Raw genomic sequence first — 17,698 nt, forward strand, 5'->3', positions numbered from 1 at the left:
AGGAGAAAGTGTACAAAGGAGATTAACTTATGAAGGATGCGTTAATGGAAAGATTAAAGAATTTCCTTCATCGGGAGGATAATAGCACACTAGTAGGCATTCCGGCGAGCCAAGAGGAAATTGCTAAGGCACAGCAATGGCTGAATGTAAGCTTTCATGAAGATTACGTACATTTTATAAGGACGTTTGGCGGAGCATATGCAGGTCTTGCGGTACATGCATTCTCTAACGGTTCTAGTCTCGGAAATGAAACGGTTATTGATTTGACGCTGGAGTTTCGAGAGCAATATAAGGAGCTTCCCTGCGCAGAGGTTTTACGAACTAGTTATGTCATTTCTATGGATGGCTCCGGCGACCCAATTATCATCGATCGGTCAGGAAAGGTACTCATCTGTTATCACGATACCGGGGAGATCAAGTTAGTAGCGGATTCATTTGAGTTGCTGGTCGAGGAAAACTTTTATGAGTGGTGATTAAGAGAAGCATAGTAATAGCGCTCGCTGTATTAAACCTATAGTCTCGAACCACCTGTTTAATTACGAGGGTGGTTCTTTTTTTTGTTTGAGGTGCATCATCATATGCTGCCGTATCTTCGCGACCATTGGACAAACGTGCTTTTTTTTCCTTGTCCACATTTATACCTTACCAAAATCTATTAATTTGCATTTAATGAACGATACCAATATCAAGGAGGTTTTGGAGATGGGAAATAGAAGACCTACGGGTTACGACCCTGTTCAGATATTTAACTCCACATCGTTTAATGCGTTTGGAAAAGTTGAATATGCATCCATCTTTTGTAGTGACGACAATTATGCGGTTCAGCGTGATGAGACTTGGACGGCTTCTAGCCGTGGAGTTTGCTTGGTGACTAGAATCACCGCAACGGTTAGAACACCGAGTGGAAATATTGAGGCGGAGCCGTATACTTCTTCCGGCACTTCTTTCAGCAAGTTTGCCATTATACAGGTAGGGGTAAATAAGTTCCAAGTGACGCGTGTTGTAAGTACAAGTAGACGCAAGTAAAATCCCAAACGGGGCATGATCAAGAATAGGTTATAAAAATGAAAAGACGACAAGCCAAGGATAAAAGGCTGGTCGTCTTTTTTTCGCTCTAATGTTTCTTATACCATGATATTCTGCGCTGCATCGAGGAATCTTTCAAGAGCCGAAAAGGGCGCAAGTCCGGTTGATAATTGCCTTCAATGATCCAAATTCGATGCTTTCTGTCGATGCCTATATCGAACCCGACTTGTCTAAGCTTGGGGTAACACTCTCCAAGTCTTTTGGCAGCCAATAGTGCGATCCGTTCCGCTTTGACAAGCAAGCTCCGATCTCCGATTCGGGCTAATTTTAGCGCTTCAAGCACTGGAATGGTGCGGCTAGTCACATTTGTGACTAGATATCCTTGCGCCGCTACTTTTGCGTATGAGCCTGTCACGTTCCAGGGTGATGAAGAGCCTTTTTTCCGCTGTGTAATTATGCGAATGTCGAATGGCTTGTGTCCTATTTGAGCAAGCTGCAGACGTCTTTGGACAATATATCCATGAGCACTGTTTTTTTTACGGAGCCATTTGAGTATTTTATCAGTGTTTCTCATGGTGACTGCATTCTGCTCGTTATGAATACGATAGCCATTCGCACCGTTCCGTTTGATGAACACGATATCCCTTCCGTAACTCCCGTTGCGAGGTTTCAGTACAACGCTTTGATATTGAAGCAGCATTTTCGACAAGGTGTTCTTCTTAAGCAACTGTGTTTGTGGCAACCGTCCGACGAGAGAGGATCTGCTGCGAAAGATGCGATATTGCACCCATTTGTCTCTTTTGATTAACATTATAATCACAGCCTTTTTCAATCTTATACGGTAATTCTAAGTCAAATTAGTGATCAGCATAAGTGACGATTCGTCCATATTTATAAACCGAAGCAGGTAAAGAAGGCTTTTGAACCCGTACCGCATATCATTTCTGTTTTCTCTGCTTTGCGTGGTAAAATGGTGGGGATAAGGAATGATTGCCACCCCCATGATCCGGACGAACTGGTCGCCAACAGAGAAAAGGCAGTCGGTGAAGAACTAGCTCTGTAGAAGTTGTAGTGAATCTGAATTGTTCATGTGTATTTGCTCCGTTCGATTGAAATGAAAAGAAGCTGCATTCTTGGCCAACCGGGTCTTTCGGACAGCTTCTGAAATGTATATAGTACTGCTAAATCGTTATCAGCAAAATTCGCATAATAGATGATACGGTTCACCGTATCATCTATTATGCGAATTTTATAAATCACTGAGTTCTTCATTTATAATATTAATATACCGATATGAAAGAAGAGGTGACTTGTAATGGAGATTCGATATTTCAAACGTACGGAAACAGAACAATTACAAAATGCAATTCATACCATTTGGTCCCCAAATCACATTCTAAGCCGAAACGAACAGTTGCTGAACTATATGTTCTATGAAAATCCAGGGAAGCATCATTGGGTTGAAACGGAGTATTACAGTTTCTTAGGTGCATGGAAAGACAACAAAATAATTGGGTTACTCGGCGTGATGCCATTTGAAGTAAATAATAAAGGGGTTGCGGGAATTGGGTGCAGTTTAACGAATTGGATTGTTCCCCCCGAGTATAGGAGTACTGGTGCTGGTTATGCCTTGTTTCATACGGTCAAAGAACGTAACCCTGAATTAATTCTATCTTTAGGCATTAATAGTACCGTAACCAAGTTATATAAAAAAATGGGGTGGAATATCCTCCAGGACGTTCCTAGATGGATAGGGGTCGTGAACAAACCAATAACAATTGAAAAGATGTTGAACGGAAACGAACGGCCGCTAAGATATTGGAATGAGCTAAAGACAATTCCGTCCAACAGTGACTACCATATTTCTGATCTAGTAGAAGAAGAGTGGGATCGTTTCTATGAACAATTCTTTGCTCCCAAAACGATCGGCTTTGCAAGAAACTATCAATTTATTAAATGGAGATATATCAACCATCCCATTTTTGAATATAAAATATTAACTTGCAAAGATAGCCATAATCACATAATGGGAATAGCCATTATTCGAATCGAATCCTTACTAAACATTGGCGAGAAAATTGGAAGAATCGTCGAATTCATCGCAGCGGATCAGGACAGTTCCATCTGTCTCGCGAACGCTGTCGCAGGTCTGGCGCGAGATTGTTTGTTCTTAGATTTTTATTGTTTTTCATCCATTAGTACTTGGGGGTTGGAAGCGATCGGATTTAAACGGATACTTGAGAGCGAGAATGATTCTGTCGTGGTCCCGACTAGATTCCAGCCAATCGATTTAACGATAACAAACATGATGGCAGCCTTTTCGGTACAGCCGGATATAAAAAATAAAATTAATCTAGCCGAAGAATCCTGCTTTTATATAACTAAAGGGGATTCGGACCAAGATCGACCTAACTAATATCTATTAGGGGGAGCTATGTTAGATATTGCAGTTATGTACCATTATGTAAGGTCTCAAGATTGGAAAGGCATTGTCCCTTTAGAACCTGAAATATTTGAAAAACAAATCGATATTTTGAGTAAATCTTACGAGATTGTGAGTCCAGAAGTATTGAATAAACCAAAGGGATTGAAACCAAGATGCGTCTTAACATTTGACGATGGAACTAAAGATCAGTATACGAATGCCTTTCAAATTATGAAAAGAAAAGGCGTTCCTGGCTATTTTACAGCAATGTCCGGACCGTTAGTGGATAAAGTGATCCCCATTTTCAATCTGGTACATATCGTACTTTCACTACACCCAGATGAAGAAATCTGGGAAGAATTAAAGACTACATATGATGTAGCAGGGGTTCCGCAATTATCGGGTATCTATCACTATGAGAAAGATATCTTTAGAAGGTATAACAAATACGCTCTTAACTTTTTTCTATCTCAGGAACAAACAAGAAGTTTTTTGCAAGAAAAGGCACTTAAGCTTTACGGTACGAGTGAAAATTTGATTAATCAATACTACGTAAACAAAAGTGAGTTTTTGGATATGAAAAGTCAAGGTATGACGATCGGCGTCCATTGCGGACACCATATCCCTTATTCTGGCGATGCAAATAAATTCTATGAAATGGAAATTGAGCCGTGTGGTAGGTTTCTCAGTAATGAACTCCACATTACTCCAGAATGGTATACGCCTGCATTTGGAGGAGGCGAACATTATAAAGCCATGTTCCGCGAATTGGAGCCCATTTTGAGAGAGCGTGGTTATAAAGCAGGATTTGCAACCACTCCAGGAAAAAACGATGGCTTGTCTCATTTCTGGTTGAATCGCTACGATTGTATTCATTTACCACCATTTGGATCTATTGAAGATTAAACGGTACTTCAATAAGGAGGAGAGGCAATGATAATTATAAAAGGTATTGAATACTATCTTCCTGAACAAGTAGAATCGAACGATCACGGTGATAAGATAACGTCCAAAATTGGTATATATGAAAGGCACATAGCAGGGCCTGATGAATATGCGTCCGACTTGGCAATTGCAGCTGCCAATCAATTATTTGATAAGCACGAAATCAAAAGGGAAGATATTGATTTCTTGCTTTATTGTACGCAATCACCTGATTATTATTTGCCAACCACTGCATGCGTGATACAAAACAAACTATCGCTGCCAACCTCTGTTGGAGCTCTTGATATAAATTTAGGGTGCTCCGGATATATATATGGGTTATCATTGGCAAAAGGGTTAATCGAAACCGGACAAGCCAATAATGTTCTTTTTATTACAGCGGAAACGTACAGTAAATTTATTCATCCAATGGACAGAAGCGTAAAACCTCTTTTTGGTGATGGGGCTGCAGCCACATTATTATCAGCTGGCCCAAGTCAATATGGAGTACAATCCTTGGTGTTCGGAACAGACGGTAGGGGAAGCAATAATCTAATCGTTCCTGCAGGAGGGCTAAGAAATCCGTTGTCAGAAGCTAATTTTCAAGAAGAAACAGATGCGTTCGGTAACGTTAGATCGAAAAGTAACTTGTATATGAACGGACCTGAAATATTCAATTTTACTTTGAATGAGGTTCCGGCATCTATTAACAAATTATTAGATAAAGAAGGCAGTACTTTAGAGGACTTTGATTTCTTTATTTTTCATCAAGCTAATCAACACATGTTGGAATATCTAAGGAAAAAGCTGAAGATAGATCCCAATAAATTTTCAGTACAATTTAGCGATTGCGGGAATACAGTGTCATCAACTATTCCAATTGCTTTAAAAAGGGAACTTGAGAACGGGAAAATTAAAACTGGAGATAAAGTTATGCTGGTGGGATTTGGAGTCGGTTATTCGTGGGCGGCGGCATCATTGATCTGGCATGACTAATAACATTTCGGGGGGATTTACAAGATGACTATTGAAAATTTCAAAGCAGTTTTTGAGACGGACATTGTTATGGTTGAACCAGGTAATATTAATAAAGATACTGAGCTTCAAGAGTTGGCTGATTGGGACTCCATGGCGTATATTTCACTAAATGCCTGTTTGGACGAGAATTATGGATTTACTTTAACTGCTATTGAACTTCAAGGTTTAAAGGTATTTGGAGATATTGTAGAACATATTATGAAACACAGTTCATGAATGGAGTTTATTGGAATGGGTGCTAAAAATGAATCCTTATAGCCTAGAAGATAAAGTAATTGTCATTTTTGGTGCATCATCGGGAATTGGCAAAGCAACTTCCAAATTTCTTAGCACATTGGGAGCTAGGTTAATTTTGGCGGGACGAAATGAAGAAAAATTACAAGATACGCTTAACGAGATGGAACATAGTCAACATCATCTTATTAAGAAAATTGATTTACAGAACGAGAGTCAGGTTCAAAACTGGATGAAGGAAACCGTGGCTCACTATGGGGCAAAACTGGACGGCATGGTTTATTCTGCGGGAATTCATCATTTTACACCTCTGAGAAGTATTAATCATAATTATATAGATGAAATGTGGAACGTGAATGTGAGGAGCTTGATCTCCGTATTAGGTAGCTTTTCTAACAGAAATATTTCTAATGACGGAAGCTCGGTCGTATTACTTTCTTCCATCTCAGCGATTGTAGGGGAAAAAGGCATTATAGGGTATTCGGCTGCCAAGGGAGCAATTAATTCGATTGTGAAATCAGCGGCTGTTGAATTAGCACAGCGAAAAATAAGAGTAAACAGCATACTCCCGGGTATGGTTGAAACTGAGATGAGTAAACAGATCCAGTTTAACTTAAGTGAAGAACAATATTCGCAAGTCAAAGAAAAGCATTTACTTGGAGTAGGTAACCCCGATGATATTGCCTTCAGTATTGGGTATTTGCTCGCTCCCGCGTCAAGGTGGAWAACTGGAACAAATGTTGTGATTGATGGTGGGTACTCTTTATAGTGAAATTTGCGTCATTTGTGATAAGGGTAACCTGATCATTAATGACGCAATTTTTTTAATACAGGGCGTAGAATTCTTATTAAATACTGATTATTCGAAGCTGTTGCCTTATAGGCGACATATGATCATCTTGTCAAATGCTTCACGGTTTAGTGCGATAGAATCTTGGTTAGTATTGTCAATAGAAGGGTCACATCCGATCATTCGGATGCCGCGGTTCACCTGATGTTCAGTCTGAACAAGGGAGACTTCATTTTGGCGGAGATCAAACAGTTCGAGGTGGCGCTGCGGCTCTAAAACTGATTTCATGGAAGCGGCAGGGTTATTGCTATCCAGTTATGCAGAGAAGGCATCAATAAGGGTGCCTTTGGCTTTCACTTTATGATACGGTGAACCTTATCATAAATAATGACAAGTTTTGTTGGAAATAATGTTATAAAAGGAGAGATGGACATGTCTTATATCGTTGATTTTAAAAATGTGTCTACGGTTGGTTTAGAGTCTTCACCTGTAGCAGAAGCGCTTGCTGGTTTGCGCGCTAATGAAGCCCGTTACTTTATGAATAAATACAAACATGAGTTTACCGTTGTGCCAGCTAGCGAAAGTCAGGATACACTTGATTATGTGAACCAAGTTTTGAAAGAGCGTGATATTGCGTTTGCGGCCAAGCCTTTAGAAACGTCGCGTTTTCAAGTGGAGGATATTAAATTTGCTTACGTCTTTTATGAAGACGGTCTTGGAATCAATGTCATGTATAYGGTCGATGACGCTAAGAAGCGGGCCGTTGGCTTTAAGCTTTCCGAGGGGATGGAGATACCAAAGGAGTTAGAAGAAAAGTTTAAGTTTGCGAGGCAGAAGTCTAAACTAGCTGGAACAATACGAGGTTCGTTTTTTGTAATTAAAAAAGAATATTAAATAAGCAACAGCGAAAATTTGGACTGTAGAGGGCTTGAGGCCTGTAAGCTCGATGATTAATAAGAATTTCTAGCCCTTAATTAACTTAAGGGCTTTTTTATATGCAGAAAACAACAACCTTTTCCATATCATGGTATAATTTTACTAATAGTCCTTATGTAATTTGATATAAAGGACGTAGTAGAAATGGGTACTGAAGATATACGTTCTTTTTATAGAGTAAGAAAAAATAAATGTTTGTGCGGAAAGGAACTTGTATGAATTATAACGAGGTTGTTTCAATCAGTGATACCTATTTGCTTACAGTAGTATCGGAGCTGTTCGGATTAGAAGGCTATGAAATTCAGCTGATTCCGGCACATGCTGGAGGAAGGAATGTCGTATATACCTGTGTGAAAGAGGGCGCCGACGCCAAAATACTTAGAATCGCTTTTTTACCTGACAGGAGCCGGGAAGATTTTCTGGGAGAAGTTGAGTATGTTAGATATTTATTCGAGCATGGGGGAAGTGTCTCAAATGTAATCAGCTCCCAGAAGGGGAATCTGCTGGAGGAGATTACACATAATAACCACACCTTTTTTGTCTGTCTGTTTGAAAAGGCTAAGGGAAAAATGCTTGTAGAAAATAATTATCAGTACCGAGAAGGAGCTCCAATTACCGAATATTATTATAATTGCGGCAAAGTTCTGGGAAAACTGCATCAAATATCAAAAAGGTATATGCCTGTCCATCGCCGGCATAGTTTTTTTGACAAATACAATGCTGAATATATTGATAAACGGATACCAGACTCCTTACCTCTGCTTAAAGAGAAGCTGGTAGAGCTCCTTAATACCTTAAAAGGATTAGACAGCAACCAGGATACTTTCGGAATGCTCCATTTTGATTACAACGATGGGAATTATTCCATCGATTTTGATACCGGACAAATAACCGTATATGATTTCGATAATTCATGTTTCGGTTGGTATATGTTTGACTTGGCAGGCCTTTGGACAAGCGGAGTGGGCTGGATACAATTTGAGCCAGACGCCGGTAAACGTAAAAAGTTTATGGATGATTATTTTGAAACAGTCCTCGCAGGATACAGATCCGAGACCAAGCTCGAAGATTCGACGTTGGATAAGGTGCCTTTATTTATCAAAGCAAATCTCTTGGAAAATATTATTGACGCATTCGAGGTCATGCAGAACAACGGTGAGGAACCAAAGTGTGATGAGGAGCTGTCGTATCTTATAAAATGTTTGGAAGACGATATCCCGTACAAAGGGTTTTTTCATGAAATGTACTCTTGCGAAGCACCCTTTGAGTATGAGGAACGAAATATTTAGTTTTTACAAAGTGAAATGAGGTTCAATTACGCGATGAAAAGAGGCTGCCACTATGGCAAAATGGGATAACATGCTGTCTATGCTGTGGATGCTGCGATCCGGAAGGAAGCTCACCGCCGCGCAGATTGCAGACAGTTTGGAGATCAGCGTCCGCACCGTGTACCGGTATATCGACGCACTATGCGCCAGCGGAGTGCCGGTCGTCGCGGAATCGGGCCATGACGGCGGCATTCGCATTATGGAAAGCTTCAAGGAGACACCATTGTTCTTCAATCCCTTAGAGCTGAAGGCGCTTGTAGACGCGTTTAAATTTACGCAAGGCGCTGGCTATCCGTATACAGAACAGCTGGAAAGCGCGTTGAAGAAGGTGGAGAACGGGCTGCGCGAAGATCAGCTTCACGATCTAACCCGTCAGACGAGCGGCATGGATGTGATTGCTCCGTCGCGTCCACCTTCCGTCGTTCCGTTGTTGCGAGACCTGGAGCAGGCGGCGGATGACGGACAAACAATGCGCATCACCTATCGCAAACCAAATACGGAACAGGCCGACGAACGTAACATCGATCCCTACGGGCTGGCTTATGTCCGAAACGAATGGTACGCTGTCGCGTTCTGCCATCGGTCGCAAGCGGCTCGGACGTTCCGCGTGGATCGTATCGCACGGCTGGAGCCGACCGATATGCGGTTCGAAAAACCGGAGCACTTCTCTGCGTCCGCCTATTTCCATGACCAGTCCAAGCGGGAACGAGAAGCGGACGGACCGTTGACAGTCATTCGCATCGAGGGGGACCCCGTCACGTTGAACGCAGTTTGCGGCCACTGGCATATGCGCCACTATTTGACGGAACGGACCGACCGAGAGGCGCAGTTCCTGCTCGATACCCCAACAATGAACAAGTACCTTCCAATGTATTTGATGACGTTTGGCACGGCCATTCGCATCCGGGAACCGCTGGATCTGAAATATCGCATTCAGGAATTAGCGATAGGAATCGCAAATCATTATGCAGACGATTCCAATTGTACTTCGCTGACAACAGTTGTCAGCGAACCCGGTGTATGATAGTGGAAAGGCTGCAGCAGCCAAACGACGATGAATAAAGGAAGGTGGATTTATCCATGCTTAAACAATCTCATCAATTGTACGATTATCACGTTTGGGCGAACGAGCGTTTATTCGGACATCTAGAGCAGCTTCCGAAGAATGTGTTCCATGCGGAAGTAACGAGCGTTTTCCCGTCCGTGTCACAAACGTTCGGGCATATGTACTTGTTCGAACAGCTTTATCTGTGTGTGCTCGCGGGAGTTCCGAACGAGAACATTTTTCCGAGGATGTCGGTCTGGGCGGAGCAAGCGCAAGGCAAAACAGTGGACGAGACACGGCAGCTGTTCGCCGGCGTCGCCGAACAGTACCGAGATTTGCTGCAGCGAACGCCAGACCCGGACAAGGAGATGACAATCGAGCATCCGAACTACGGTCGTCTCAATACGCGGTTCTCTGAGATTCTGCAGCATGTGGTCAATCACGGGACGTATCATCGGGGCAATGTGACTGCGATGCTGAGGCAGCAAGGATATGCGGGGTTCCCGACCGATTATTTGTTTTATTTGCTGAACCAACAGGAAAGTCAGAAGTAAATCGAGCGGAACGAGCAGCGGCGATATTCGTTTGAAGCAGGGCGAAAATTAAAAAAACACTCAAAAATACGCTTGGAACCCCAAGCGTATTTTTCTATTACAATTGCATAAAATAGCGCCGCGGCGGAGTTTTCGCCATTAGACAAAATAATAACATGTGTTTAAAATCAGCGACGCAAAAAAGATTGGGAGAGAAATACAATTCCACTTGCACCTTACGTAACGTAATGTTTTACAATAGAGCTACCGGTATATAGCTAGCGCCAAAGATCGGAGATGGTTAATGAAGAAACATTGGAAGGTCGGGGACCTCGCCAACCTGACGGGGCTGACCGTAAGAACACTGCGCTTTTATGATCAAATCGGTTTGTTATCGCCATCCGACCAGACAGAATCGGGTCATCGGCTATATAGTGAATCGAACTTATCACGCTTGCATCAGATATTATCGCTTAAGGAGCTGGGGTTATCTCTCGAGGAGATTAAGCAGGCCTTAAGTGGCGGGCAGATCAGCCCGCTTGAAATCGTCAACCTGCAGATCAATCAAATCAAAGAACAGATCAAACGACAGCAGAAACTATTGGAGCAGCTCAGACATGTATCCAAGCTAATGCAAGGTCAAGCGGAATTAACGGTTGAAGATTTCACGAGCCTCTTGCAAGCGATGAAAATGGAATTCGAGAAACCGGTCATTGAACGGCAAACGAGTTGGGAGCGACATTTGAACCTGTTAGGAGACTTTCTTGCCAAAGAGAGCGGAAGTCCAAAACATAAGGAGGAAAATCAATGAACGAACGATTTGTCAAACATGGAACTTTTGTCGTCGAGCGGACTTATACTGCTTCACCGGAGAGGGTTTATCACGCATGGGCCGATCCAATTGCCAAAGCGAAGTGGTTTTCGAAGCCAGAGATCTTCGATTTTCAGGTCGGCGGGCGTGAGTACAGCAGCGGCGGGCCGCCGGAAGGGCCGGTCTTTACCTTCGATGCCTACTATCAGGAGCTTGTTCCAGAGCAGCGCATTGTTTACACGTACACGCTGGATTCAGGAAGCACGCGCATCTCCGTCTCGATTACAACGATAGAGCTTATTAAAGTGGAGGACGGTACAAAGCTTATTTTCACGGAGCAAGGTGCGTTCTTTGACGGACACGATACGCTAGAAATACGGGAGCATGGTACAAACATCATGTTGGACGCACTTGGAAAAACAGTAGACGGGGAGTAGGAACATGACAAAAATTGAAAATGAACTTATGACTACTCGCGAATACAATTTCCCGCGGGAGCTCGTGTTTCGAGCTTGGACAACCCCCGATTTGATAACCCAGTGGTGGGGGCCGCAAGGCTTCACGAATACGAATCAAGTGTGTGATATCAGGCCGGGAGGCACATGGCGGTTCATCATGCATGGACCGGATGGAGTGGATTATCCTAACCATAACGTCTTTGTTGAAATCGTACCGTCAGAGCGGATTGTGATTGATCATGTGTCCGGTCACGAATTTCGGATAACGGCTACCTTCGAGAGCATTGAAGGCAGCACCAGAGTCACCTTCCGTCAACGTTTCAAGGATAAAGAAGAGTTTGAAAAATCTAAGCCAATCTGCATAGAAGCTAATGAGCAGTTGCTTGACCGGCTTGGCAAGGTGCTGGCGGAATTGGTCTATTAAAGGACTGCCACTTACGTGATGACTCCAAAATTGTTGCCGTTCACGTTCTCTGATGGGAATCGGACGGCGATTTTTACGTAAGGAGGATGACCGACTCTGGCATGGTAACATTGACGAGCCGAGCGTCTGCTTGATTAGCGTCGAACCCGACAAAGCACCAGCATTAACCTAGAGTTTCCCCAGCATCATTCACGGCTTCAAGAACTTAGTACTTCTGGACGAGGAAGGCCAACCGCAAAGATTTGTTGAATCCGTGCTCCTCCAATTATTAGCAGATACATCTGTCAAATTGAATGAGGAGATTATTGGAAAAATAAATTTAATCTTTGTCTCGAAATGAATGGATAAAGCTCTTGCAAAATGAAGTAAGAATTCATTAGAACACTAACAAAGGAGCATGCTGCGGCTGCTCCTTTTATAATTTTCGACGATTGATCCGTTAAGCTGAGCTGTGCTCTAAGTAGGTCGAATTTCTATGTTTCATGGTAGGTGGCCAATAGAAGTCGAGTATAGAGGAAAACAAAGATTCTCCAAGATATTTTCCACTGCGGTCGTGCATATAAATTTCAACAGTTTATCAACTGTTTGATGGTCCTGCATTTCTCGTGCTGATGCGGAAGAGGGATGAATTTTTGTGCTTCCGGGCAAGTTAGAGAGAAAATATCGAGGGGAGTGTTGTATGATGGCAAGAAGAAGGAGAAAATATGCGGTGCCTGGGGTTGAACAGGGGATGCAAGCTTTCAAAGCAGATGTAATGAAACGCGAAGGCTATGCCGTGAATCCGAATCAACCGGACGACGTAAAATACGAAGTGGCGAAGGAGCTTGGAGTGCCTTTGCATCCAGGAAACAATGGTCATTTGACTACGGAATCAGTGGGCCATGTCGGTGGCAAAATTGGCGGTTCCATGGTTCGGGAAATGATCCGTCTCGCCCAAGAGCAGATTGCGAACAGGGAGCAGTCCTGAAGAATTATGAGTGCATGGATACACGGTTGCCGGGTTGGGATCTAGAATGATAAAAAAGGCACCCATTGGATGCCTTTTTTCAAAAAAAATGAGTGATACAGCGAACAGTACTCAGATATAATTGACGTTCGTTGCATGCTTTTCCTCTAAGGGCATCCAGCCAACCGCAATCTCCAAGTGACAGATAATCCGGTTCTATAAAAGAGATTGCTCCATCTCTCTCATTGGCCTCCAATGAGAGAGATGGCTGCAAAGTGAACAGGCGAGGGGAAGACTCACCCTCGCCTGTTAAAGAAACTATCAAATGACCTCGCGTGCTACTCCTAGCAGGCCAGTAAAGAATTGTCTAGCCAGGATTCTCCGGTTTACTCCGGTGTTCCTTGAGTTACCCCATGAATATAGGTGAGCCAAGGAGTGTCCAGCGCGCCTTGTCCTGGATTATAGGTAAAGAAGTATTCGACGGTATCCCCGGACTGCAGGTTGTTTACAGGGTAAGTATAGTTGCCGTTTCCTGCTGAGGTCATAGCTACGTTTTGCTGTGCACCGTTATTTATCTTATAGTGCAAATCGGCAAAGGTTGCGCCATTCACATAAAACGTCAAGTTATTGCCCGCTTTTTTCAGGCCCCGCACCGCATCGCCAATGACGATAACGGTTGATGGCGCAGGTACAACCGTGATGGTAGAGCTGGCTGTTTTGTTGCCGTCAGCCGTTGTTGCCGTAACCGTTGTTGTTCCTGGAGCGAGCCCTGTCACCACACCGTTCTGATTTACGGAAGCGATGCTGGCGCCCGAAACGCTCCAAGTGACCTGTTTATTTGTTGCATTAGAGGGTGCAACATTGGCGTTTAACTGTACACTCTGCCCTACTTGCAGCTGTGCAGTGCTCTGGTTTAAAGTTACACCGGTAACAGGCACGTTCGTAGGATTTTGGCCACCGTTTTCTTTATAAACCCGTACATAATCCACCTGCATCGTCGCAGGAATATCAGATGGACTTGGTGCTAAACCGCCATCAAAATGACCGCCGATCGCGAGATTCATAATGATGTAGAAAGGCTGATCGAATGGAGCGTTCGGATTGTTCGGTGCAGCTACGGAGTACCATTGGTCTCTGGAGACTTTAAAGAAGAATTCCCCATCCACGTACCATTTAATGTTATCCTCTTCCCAGATCATCGTATACACATGATAATCATTGGCAAAGGTTTGCCCTTCCGAGAAGTGATATTCCCCAGCAATATATCGATTCACTGGCCATTGTCCGCCAAAGTGCACGGCACCGCTAGTTGTGCCAGGCAAACGTCCTTTGGCTTCCATAATATCAATTTCACCAGATGCGGCCCATGCACCGTAAGCTGAATCTTTTGGAAGCATCCAGAGCGCAGGCCATACACCATTGCCTGTAGGCAGCTTCGCGCGAATATCCACTCTGCCGTACTGGAAGGATAGATGATCTTTGGTATTTATTTTGCCTGAGGAATATAGAGCATATCGGCTTGGATCCTGCGGGAACGATTTTGGATCGTTCAACGCCCGGATATTCAGCTTTCCGTCCTGTACAAATACATTTTGTGTACTATTGGTATAGTGCTCCAGTTCTGCATTGCCCCAGCCCCAGCTGTTGGGATCGTTACCGATATAATAGCCGGTTTCATAGTTCCACTTGTTCGTATCGAGCACTGTACCGCTAAACTCATCCTGCCAGATGAGATTCATGCCCGCAATGGCTGGGTCGCTTGGCGTTCCGATTGCCACATCGTCATGATCGGATACATCTGGACGTGGAGCATCTGGATTGCCGATAAAGGTATAGTTAACGAAGTTGCTGCCAACACTTCCGCCTGCCTGCCCATTCAATGGGTAGCCGATTCGAATTTGCATATTCACCTGGACGGGCTGGAACCAAAGGCCATAGATATAGTCGGCCCAATATCCCCACTGATTGGCATCGGACATGTTATTGTAACCATTGCCGGAATATGAAAATCCGCTCTGGCTGGAGTTCGCCATATCCACCCATTGCCCGTTGATGTTAATTTGGTAGACGAATTTTCCAAGCTCAGTACCTATTGGCGCGCCACCATCGATTTTAGGCAGCGGTATGCCGATGACGCCTTTCGCATCTGCTGTATAGGTTGTTCCATCGTAGGGAGTAATGACATATGAATTTCGTACGGGTTGATTAAAGGTTATGGTATAAATGACGTTAGCCGAAGAGGTTTTTGATTCAAGTTTTACGTTGATTGATTCTGTTACCGTAAACCAGAAGCCGCCGCCTCCTTCGGTAAACTGACCGAAGTTGCTATCATAGATCCAACCACTGGCAGCATTATTGTTGATATCAATCCAAGTGCTGCTGTTTACGGGTTTTACAAACACCTTCAAATCATCAGCTACAGCTTCATAAATAATGGCTGGATTATTGTTGAAGGTAGGATAAGTAAAGCCTGCACCTCCTGTAAAGCCTGCAGTAATTTGTGGCCCTTGGGTAGGGGTCATAGCCGTAATTGTTGTTTTGTTTATATTTTGAAATACAAGCGTGTAGTTAAGGGTCGTTCCATTAGCTTTAGAATACAGCTGAATTTCTGTTGTTGCGGACAGAGTGAACCAGTAGCCATACGTTCCGCTGTCGTTCCAATGCCCCCAGTTTTGGTTATAGACGTAGCCGCTGGCACTGTCAATATTGACCCAGTTGCCCCCTACTTTCACTTTTACGCCTACGTCATCGGAAACATCGTTCCATGTGGCGGAGCCCCCGTTAAATATAGGCATGACGAAACCGTAGCTCGCTTGCCCAACCCCTGATTTTGAAATGACAGGTCCATCTGCTGCTGAAAAGTAAGCCATAGAGATAACGGTGGTGCCTGCTGCATCGACGGTTTGAATTTTCGAAAATGGCAATAGCCCAACGCTCGCCATCATCGCTACCRCTAAGAACAAGCTCAGTACCTTCTGCTTAAACCGTTTCTGTGAATGGTGAAGTACCTTCATTATTGTCCTCCTTCAATAAAATATGGTTACCCCTGCGGCTCCTTTTATTTTGAGGCAGTTGATTGTGTAAGTACTCGGAGGAAACCGCTTACATTGGAGTGCACCTTTATTCTATCGAATACAATTAACAGCTGGAAAGGTCCATTTGTTTTTGTTATGACCCAATTTTTTGGATTTTGATTATTTTGGAAGGCTCATAGTGCTTTTCCCTGATGTTTTCCTTCTCTTTCAAGCTTCCGCCGCATCAGCTGCCGGTACTCCGTGGGCTGCATATTCATAACATCGCGAAATGCCCTTGTAAAGCTTTTGTAGCTTTCATAGCCAACCATGGTGGCTACCTCGATAATTTTATGATCGGTTTCGGCTAGTAAGCGGCGGGCCTTATCTAATCGCACATCGCGCAGGTATTCTGCAAAACCTTTGCCAATATTCTTTTTAAACAGGTTGGAAAAATAGGCGTAATTAAGCGACACATGGTTGGAAACCATCGCGAGGTCCAGCGGCTTATGATAACACTCGTGTATAAAACGAATGGCTTCATTTAAGTCCTGCGTTTTGCGATAGCTGCACTTGTAATCATAATAAAACTGATTCAGCCGAAGCAGCTGCTGCTGCAGCGCCTGAATATAATCTCGAATGCCCGGATAATCGAATAGATTCCGCAAGCATTCAATATCAAGCGCCTCTTCCCCCATGTAGGGACGGATCACCCGCTCATACTCCTCCAGCATCTGCACCGTTGCGCTGCATAACTGCTGCGTGTACCGTATATGGTAACGCTGCAGCACATTTTTGTGGAATAGCGTAGAAATGCCTTGGGCAATCTTCCCGCTGTTTTTGGTGCCAATAAGCTGAAACAGAGCATATAGCTCTTCATAGGGAATTTCCCATTGCGACTCCAGCCTTTCCATATGCGCGGGTAGGATGCACCTCTTATCAGGGAATAAATAGCTATGGCGATATAGTTCAAGCACCTGTGTATAGCTTCCTGGCAGCCCTTTTAAACCTTGCTGCGGTCCTGTCATAGCCGCTGTGGCATTAATCTGACTTGCCTTAAGTGCAGCAGGCAAAGCATTCGTATCTGTGGCCGCATCAACCGCAAGAATCAGGTATGGGCGGTGCTGCAGGCATATATATCCTTGACTGCCATAGACACGGTAAGCAATAGATTCGATGCTATGGGCACTGTCTGCAACCGGTTGGTTGATCCACAGTTCTTCCCGCAGCAGGCACAGACGGTAATTGTGCCAGAGTTTTGGGTTTTGCTGCTGAACCTGCCGAATCCATGCCTCATCGTTCACTGCGCCTTGCATAAACATGCAAAGCTCTTTACGGTCTGTCTCCTCAGCGCGGCGGGACATATGCTCCATATTGCGGGAAAGGGCTTGCCGCGCCTTTATTTCCTGACCAATATGCTCTACTGCGGTAAGCAGATCCTCCCGTTTTACCGGCTTGAGCAGGTAGCCTTTTGCCCCAAGCCCAATGGCTTTCTGAGCATAAGCAAAATCACTATAGCCGCTAATTATGAGGTAATCCACGTTGAGGTGCTCTTCTTTGGTTTGCTCCATTAGCGCCAGTCCGTCCATATCCGGCATCATAATATCGGTAATCACCAGATGAATGTTATGCTGACGCAATAAGTGCAGCGCCTCAATTCCGTTAGCGGCACAATAAATAGCATCAAGCTGCAGTGGAAATTGGCGCAGCATGGCCTGCAGGCCATCGCGTATGTGCTTTTGATCATCTACAATTAGAATATTGATCAT

The 17,698-nt window shown here is 43.9% G+C and carries 18 protein-coding genes and 1 pseudogene; 16 read left to right on the forward strand and 3 right to left on the reverse strand.

What is annotated here, in order from left to right; genetic code table 11:
- The first annotated feature begins 29 nt into the window (after nucleotides 1–29).
- Together AB4Z50_RS09220 and AB4Z50_RS09225 are read left to right on the forward strand one after the other, a co-directional pair.
- A complete protein-coding gene (locus tag AB4Z50_RS09220; protein ID WP_441878164.1) occupies nucleotides 30–473 on the forward strand; it encodes an SMI1/KNR4 family protein in 444 nt (147 codons plus the stop codon).
- 229 nt (nucleotides 474–702) lie between these two features.
- Nucleotides 703–1,026 carry a hypothetical protein gene (locus AB4Z50_RS09225; RefSeq protein WP_076266536.1) on the forward strand — a complete coding sequence of 108 codons (324 nt, stop codon included), beginning with the start codon at nucleotides 703–705 and terminating at the stop codon, nucleotides 1,024–1,026.
- An 88-nt stretch (nucleotides 1,027–1,114) separates the two neighbouring features.
- Here AB4Z50_RS09225 and AB4Z50_RS09230 read toward each other — a convergent pair whose 3' ends face one another.
- Nucleotides 1,115–1,837, reverse strand: coding sequence for a YheC/YheD family protein (locus AB4Z50_RS09230; RefSeq protein WP_441878166.1), 723 nt, complete (start codon nucleotides 1,835–1,837; stop codon nucleotides 1,115–1,117).
- Nucleotides 1,838–2,341: 504 nt separating this feature from the next.
- Here AB4Z50_RS09230 and AB4Z50_RS09235 point away from each other — a divergent pair.
- The 14 genes and pseudogenes from AB4Z50_RS09235 to AB4Z50_RS09300 all read left to right on the forward strand — a co-directional run bounded on the left by AB4Z50_RS09235 (nucleotide 2,342) and on the right by AB4Z50_RS09300 (nucleotide 12,939).
- The gene (locus tag AB4Z50_RS09235) at nucleotides 2,342–3,442 is read left to right on the forward strand and encodes a GNAT family N-acetyltransferase (protein WP_441878168.1); all 1,101 of its coding nucleotides are present in this window, start codon (nucleotides 2,342–2,344) and stop codon (nucleotides 3,440–3,442) included.
- A gap of 18 nt (nucleotides 3,443–3,460) precedes the next feature.
- A complete protein-coding gene (locus AB4Z50_RS09240; RefSeq protein ID WP_441878170.1) occupies nucleotides 3,461–4,357 on the forward strand; it encodes a polysaccharide deacetylase family protein in 897 nt (298 codons plus the stop codon).
- Nucleotides 4,358–4,384: 27 nt separating this feature from the next.
- Nucleotides 4,385–5,371 (forward strand): 3-oxoacyl-ACP synthase III family protein, encoded by a 987-nt coding sequence (locus tag AB4Z50_RS09245; protein WP_441878172.1) that lies wholly within the window; start codon nucleotides 4,385–4,387, stop codon nucleotides 5,369–5,371.
- A gap of 24 nt (nucleotides 5,372–5,395) precedes the next feature.
- A complete protein-coding gene (locus AB4Z50_RS09250) occupies nucleotides 5,396–5,629 on the forward strand; it encodes a hypothetical protein (RefSeq protein WP_441878174.1) in 234 nt (77 codons plus the stop codon).
- Between the two features lie 28 nt (nucleotides 5,630–5,657).
- Nucleotides 5,658–6,416, forward strand: coding sequence for an SDR family NAD(P)-dependent oxidoreductase (locus AB4Z50_RS09255; protein ID WP_441878176.1), 759 nt, complete (start codon nucleotides 5,658–5,660; stop codon nucleotides 6,414–6,416).
- 453 nt (nucleotides 6,417–6,869) lie between these two features.
- A complete protein-coding gene (locus AB4Z50_RS09260; protein ID WP_441878178.1) occupies nucleotides 6,870–7,331 on the forward strand; it encodes a phage tail protein in 462 nt (153 codons plus the stop codon).
- Between the two features lie 257 nt (nucleotides 7,332–7,588).
- Nucleotides 7,589–8,662, forward strand: a complete 1,074-nt coding sequence (locus AB4Z50_RS09265; protein ID WP_441878180.1) for a phosphotransferase enzyme family protein — start codon at nucleotides 7,589–7,591, stop codon at nucleotides 8,660–8,662.
- 52 nt (nucleotides 8,663–8,714) lie between these two features.
- A complete protein-coding gene (locus AB4Z50_RS09270) occupies nucleotides 8,715–9,725 on the forward strand; it encodes a helix-turn-helix transcriptional regulator (RefSeq protein ID WP_441878182.1) in 1,011 nt (336 codons plus the stop codon).
- A 56-nt stretch (nucleotides 9,726–9,781) separates the two neighbouring features.
- Nucleotides 9,782–10,300 carry a DinB family protein gene (locus AB4Z50_RS09275; protein WP_441878184.1) on the forward strand — a complete coding sequence of 173 codons (519 nt, stop codon included), beginning with the start codon at nucleotides 9,782–9,784 and terminating at the stop codon, nucleotides 10,298–10,300.
- Between the two features lie 283 nt (nucleotides 10,301–10,583).
- Nucleotides 10,584–11,090, forward strand: a complete 507-nt coding sequence (locus tag AB4Z50_RS09280) for a MerR family transcriptional regulator (RefSeq protein WP_441878186.1) — start codon at nucleotides 10,584–10,586, stop codon at nucleotides 11,088–11,090.
- The gene (locus AB4Z50_RS09285; RefSeq protein WP_441878188.1) at nucleotides 11,087–11,527 is read left to right on the forward strand and encodes an SRPBCC family protein; all 441 of its coding nucleotides are present in this window, start codon (nucleotides 11,087–11,089) and stop codon (nucleotides 11,525–11,527) included. Before AB4Z50_RS09280 ends, AB4Z50_RS09285 begins: the two co-directional genes overlap by 4 nt.
- Before the next feature lie 4 nt (nucleotides 11,528–11,531).
- On the forward strand, nucleotides 11,532–11,972 hold the full coding sequence (locus AB4Z50_RS09290; RefSeq protein WP_441878190.1) for an SRPBCC family protein: 441 nt from the start codon (nucleotides 11,532–11,534) through the stop codon (nucleotides 11,970–11,972).
- Nucleotides 11,973–12,081: 109 nt separating this feature from the next.
- A pseudogene (locus AB4Z50_RS09295) lies at nucleotides 12,082–12,213 on the forward strand (tryptophan synthase subunit beta); the annotation flags it as partial.
- Between the two features lie 438 nt (nucleotides 12,214–12,651).
- Complete coding sequence (locus tag AB4Z50_RS09300) at nucleotides 12,652–12,939, forward strand: alpha/beta-type small acid-soluble spore protein (protein WP_430056352.1); 288 nt, start codon at nucleotides 12,652–12,654, stop codon at nucleotides 12,937–12,939.
- Between the two features lie 365 nt (nucleotides 12,940–13,304).
- On the opposite strand, the gene AB4Z50_RS09305 is transcribed toward AB4Z50_RS09300, so the two are convergent.
- Complete coding sequence (locus AB4Z50_RS09305; RefSeq protein WP_441878193.1) at nucleotides 13,305–15,932, reverse strand: family 16 glycosylhydrolase; 2,628 nt, start codon at nucleotides 15,930–15,932, stop codon at nucleotides 13,305–13,307.
- A 194-nt stretch (nucleotides 15,933–16,126) separates the two neighbouring features.
- Entirely contained in the window at nucleotides 16,127–17,698 is a 1,572-nt protein-coding gene (locus AB4Z50_RS09310; RefSeq protein ID WP_441878195.1) for a response regulator transcription factor, read from the reverse strand.

The organism is Paenibacillus sp. 2TAB26, from assembly GCF_052115145.1.
Lineage (GTDB): Bacteria > Bacillota > Bacilli > Paenibacillales > Paenibacillaceae > Pristimantibacillus.

Bases quoted from the DNA above. Each gene is read 5' to 3' on its own strand.
- AB4Z50_RS09250 (WP_441878174.1), top strand. From the start codon at position 5,396: ATGACTATTGAAAATTTCAAAGCAGTTTTTGAGACGGACATTGTTATG.
- AB4Z50_RS09265 (WP_441878180.1), top strand. From the start codon at position 7,589: ATGAATTATAACGAGGTTGTTTCAATCAGTGATACCTATTTGCTTACA.
- AB4Z50_RS09290 (WP_441878190.1), top strand. From the start codon at position 11,532: ATGACAAAAATTGAAAATGAACTTATGACTACTCGCGAATACAATTTC.
- AB4Z50_RS09275 (WP_441878184.1), top strand. From the start codon at position 9,782: ATGCTTAAACAATCTCATCAATTGTACGATTATCACGTTTGGGCGAAC.
- AB4Z50_RS09235 (WP_441878168.1), top strand. From the start codon at position 2,342: ATGGAGATTCGATATTTCAAACGTACGGAAACAGAACAATTACAAAAT.
- AB4Z50_RS09270 (WP_441878182.1), top strand. From the start codon at position 8,715: ATGGCAAAATGGGATAACATGCTGTCTATGCTGTGGATGCTGCGATCC.
- AB4Z50_RS09240 (WP_441878170.1), top strand. From the start codon at position 3,461: ATGTTAGATATTGCAGTTATGTACCATTATGTAAGGTCTCAAGATTGG.
- AB4Z50_RS09230 (WP_441878166.1), bottom strand. From the start codon at position 1,837: ATGTTAATCAAAAGAGACAAATGGGTGCAATATCGCATCTTTCGCAGC.
- AB4Z50_RS09280 (WP_441878186.1), top strand. From the start codon at position 10,584: ATGAAGAAACATTGGAAGGTCGGGGACCTCGCCAACCTGACGGGGCTG.
- AB4Z50_RS09225 (WP_076266536.1), top strand. From the start codon at position 703: ATGGGAAATAGAAGACCTACGGGTTACGACCCTGTTCAGATATTTAAC.
- AB4Z50_RS09245 (WP_441878172.1), top strand. From the start codon at position 4,385: ATGATAATTATAAAAGGTATTGAATACTATCTTCCTGAACAAGTAGAA.
- AB4Z50_RS09300 (WP_430056352.1), top strand. From the start codon at position 12,652: ATGATGGCAAGAAGAAGGAGAAAATATGCGGTGCCTGGGGTTGAACAG.
- AB4Z50_RS09310 (WP_441878195.1), bottom strand. From the start codon at position 17,698: ATGATCAATATTCTAATTGTAGATGATCAAAAGCACATACGCGATGGC.
- AB4Z50_RS09220 (WP_441878164.1), top strand. From the start codon at position 30: ATGAAGGATGCGTTAATGGAAAGATTAAAGAATTTCCTTCATCGGGAG.
- AB4Z50_RS09285 (WP_441878188.1), top strand. From the start codon at position 11,087: ATGAACGAACGATTTGTCAAACATGGAACTTTTGTCGTCGAGCGGACT.